Here is a 3,664-nt window from a genome sequence, read left to right on the forward strand (position 1 = left end):
CAATATGAGTGCCGTGACAACATCATATCGGTCAAGGCGAAGGCCGACCAGCATCCCAGCTTTCGGATAAGGCGGCCGGGCGAAGAGTCGTTCGCGGACTTATCCCGCAAGGCCTTCATGGCGGAGGACGCGGATGGGCGGCCTCGCCACCGGCCGGCGTTTGTGTTCGGCTATTACTCTGGGCCGAGTGATCGCCTAACGTCGATCTTCGAGAAGCATCGGGAGCGCTTTTACAGCTGGATCATCAAAGCGCCGGAGCAACGTGGGAAGGCGATCGCTGACCCGAATTCGCTGCGACGGCTGTTCTACGCCGAAACGCTGCACGGCCAGTTCGCCCTGATCGCCTTCTTCATGGAGGCGAGTGAGGCGTCGAAGGCCGACCGCGACTTCCTTCGCGACCACCTGCAAATCGAGGGTCTCGACAGTGTTCTGTTCGCTCTCAAGGAGCCGCCGTGGAAGCGCAAAGGCGGCGATCCGCGTTTCTGGAACGCCGTGGGCGAGGTTCAGCAGTTTCTTGCTTACCTTTACGACAAGGCACTGTTGCCGCTCCGTATGACGCGGCGAATTCCGATCGACTTGACCAAGAACCCGATCGTTCAGAGCTTATACCTGTTCCTCTCCAACACCGACGCGCTGGCCGAAGTTTACCGAACCTACGGCAACCAATATGCCTTCTTCACGGCATTGGAGAGCATGCACCTATCGAAAGTGCTCGGCGAGGTGCGCACTCGCGTCAAGATGACGCCGGAAGCTGGCGGCGGGAACGTGACCTACCGCGACTTGAGCGAGGGCGAACAGCAGTTGTTGCTCGTGCTCGGGCTTCTGAAATTTACCGCGAGGGATGAAGCTCTCTTCCTGCTCGATGAGCCGGACACCCATTTGAACCCCGCCTGGAGCACTCAGTATCTCAGTTTCCTCGACCGTTTCATCCGCGATCGGGACAGTTGCCATATTGTGATGTCGACGCATGATCCGTTGGTCTTCGCTGGGTTGAAGCGCGAACAGGTGCGGATTTTTCGGCGTGACGAACAGGGGTGCGCCGTTGCTGACCCTCCTGACCAAGACCCGCGGGGCATGGGCGTCGCAGCTATTCTAACAAGCGATCTCTTCCGGCTGCGCACCACATTGGACCCCGAAACCCAGGCGGATCTTGATAAGCAACGCCTGTTGGCCATGAAGGAGAACCTCACTGATGACGATCAGGCCGAACTGGCGCGGCTGCGGGAGGTGCTGCGCGGGCGCGGTTTCGACCTGACGCAGCGCGATCCACTTTATCAGGAATTCCTGAAGGCCTGGACTGCCCAGGAGGACCCTCGCTGGCGCGAGACTGTGGAACTCACCCCTGAACAGCAGCAGGCGCGGAGCCGTTTAGCCGCTCGCATCGTCGAGGAGCTGCGTCGCGAGCAGGGCATGTCGTAACGCGATGCAGTACATTAATTTGGAAGATATCCTGCCCAACATCCGGCATCTGCTCGCCGATCTGCAAACGGCGCAAGACCTCATCATGGCCGAAGCCGACCCCCGCCGTCGGGCTGCGCTCATTGAGGCAAACCAGAACCGGTGGACTGCGTTGCGCGACGCCTTCGAGGGCGCGTCGGGCGGCAAATGCTGGTACACCGAGTGTGAGAGTCCTGGCGCGGACAACGACATCGACCATTTCCGGCCGAAGGGGAAGGTAAAAGAGGACCGGCGTCATCCCGGCTACTATTGGCTGGCCTTTGACTGGCGCAACATGCGGTTGAGCTGTCAGCGAGCGAACCGGCCACGGATTGCTCCGGGCGCCCGCGTTGCCGGCGGGAAATCGACCCATTTCCCGCTTCTCGCGACCGGTGTACGCGCAACCGAGCCAGGCGACGACATCCGTCTTGAGCATCCGGCTTTGCTGGATCCCACCGACCCCGGGGATCCGATTTTGCTGACGTTTTTACCGAACGGCGAGATCGATCTGTCTCCGCAGTATCGCGGAAATGCTGTCGCTGAAGCCAAGATCGCCGCCAGTCGATTGGGCCTGCACCTAAACTGGCCAAAGTTCGTGGAGGGCCGCATGACGCTCTACAACATTATTGAGCGCGACGTGGAGCGCGGCAAGCGAGAAGCGCCGAACGACTACCTTGGGATGCCGCAAGCCTCGCAAGCCTTCAAGGATGTGATCGGTGACCTCAAAAGGCGGCTGAACCCGAGGGCGCAGTACGCGGCTGCGGCCAAGGTCTACGTCGAATCGTTTCGTGATATTTGGTGGATTAACGACGTGGTGTTGAAGCTCTGATTATGGTGGGAACCCAGCAACGCGCCGATGGCGCACAGAACATTGTTCGTCGCCTCTGGCAGTATTGCAATATCCTGCGGGATGATGGCTTGTCTTACCCAGATTATGTCGAGCAGCTTACTTATCTGCTGTTTCTCAAGATGGCGGACGAGCAAGCGGGTGAGATGGTCCCAAAGGAGCTCTCGTGGGGCGTTCTTGCCAGCCTTGATGCGGTCGAGATGCACGCGCATTACACCCGTATTCTGCCCGCCCTCGGTGAGCTGGGAGGAATGCTGGGCCTGATTTTTGGCAACGCCAAAAACAAGATACGCGATCCCGCAAAACTGCGGCTCCTCATCGTTGATCTGATTGGCCAGACGGAGTGGACAGGCCTATCCGATGATCTGAAAGGGGACGCGTACGAGGGGCTGCTTGAGAAGAATGCACGCGACACCAAGAGCGGGGCAGGCCAGTATTTCACTCCGCGCCCCTTGATCGAGGCCGTTGTCGCTTGTGTGGATCCGCGTCTGGGCGAAGTCATCTGTGATCCAGCGTGCGGCACAGCCGGATTTTTGCTCGCGGCTCACGACTACCTCCGAGAGAATAATCCCGAAATGACGCCGCGGCAACGCAAACAGCTTGCCACCAAAGCGATCCGCGGGGTCGAACTCGTCGAAGAGGTTGCACGGTTAGCCACGATGAACCTGCTGCTGCATGGCGTCGGCGGCAATGCCGAAGATGAGCTGCCGATCGCGTGCGAGGACAGCCTGAAGGCACCACCAAAGATGCAGGTCGATGTGGTGCTTACGAATCCCCCCTTCGGCATCAAAGGCAGCGTGACCTATTCACAAGGGAAGTCGTCCCGGGTCGACGACAGCCTTACTATCGTTCGCCCCGACTTTTGGGTTCAGACCGCCAACAAGCAGTTGAACTTCATGCAGCACATCGTGGCGCTGCTGAAACCGGGCGGCCGTGCGGCGGTCGTCGTGCCAGACAATGTTCTCTTTGAGACCGGTGCCGCAGCATCGGTTCGCCGCCGCTTGGTTGAGACATGCCGGCTCCACACCATCCTGCGGCTTCCGCCGGGCCTGTTTTATGCCGCGGGCGTTAAGTCAAACGTCGTCTTTTTCGACAAGCCGGTTCGCGCCTCCGGCGGTCCTGCGGAATCGATCTGGGTCTATGACCTTCGGTCTGACAAGCGCTTTTCGCTCCGTACCAAGCCGCTGCAGGCTGAAGACCTTCGCGAATTCGTAACGCTGTTCAAATCGGATCATCGGGAAAGCGGCGATCGGCACCGGCAATTTGCGACGTCTCACGTCCTCGCGAACGCTGACTGCCGGCTCGATCTTACGTGGAGCGCGACTGGGGCGGCGCAACGCACGCCCGGCCTCGCTCGTCTCGATGAGCTGTCGGAGTTGG

Annotated in this window: 3 protein-coding genes; all 3 read left to right on the forward strand. The window is 59.9% G+C overall.

Annotation, left to right across the window (positions count from 1 at the left end; all coding sequences use genetic code 11):
* On the forward strand, nucleotides 1-1,419 hold a 1,419-nt coding region (locus AAFM29_RS16735), incomplete at its 5' end, for an AAA family ATPase (protein WP_341713885.1).
* Nucleotides 1,420-1,423: 4 nt separating this feature from the next.
* On the forward strand, nucleotides 1,424-2,266 hold the full coding sequence (locus AAFM29_RS16740) for a hypothetical protein (protein ID WP_099503632.1): 843 nt from the start codon (nucleotides 1,424-1,426) through the stop codon (nucleotides 2,264-2,266).
* Between the two features lie 2 nt (nucleotides 2,267-2,268).
* On the forward strand, nucleotides 2,269-3,664 hold a 1,396-nt coding region (locus tag AAFM29_RS16745), incomplete at its 3' end, for an N-6 DNA methylase (RefSeq protein ID WP_341713886.1).

The organism is Erythrobacter sp. (assembly GCF_038133525.1).
Classification (GTDB): Bacteria; Pseudomonadota; Alphaproteobacteria; order Sphingomonadales; family Sphingomonadaceae; genus Qipengyuania.

What these genes read in the sequence shown, in the direction of transcription:
- AAFM29_RS16740 (WP_099503632.1), top strand. Translation starts at nt 1,424, where the DNA reads ATGCAGTACATTAATTTGGAAGATATCCTGCCCAACATCCGGCATCTG.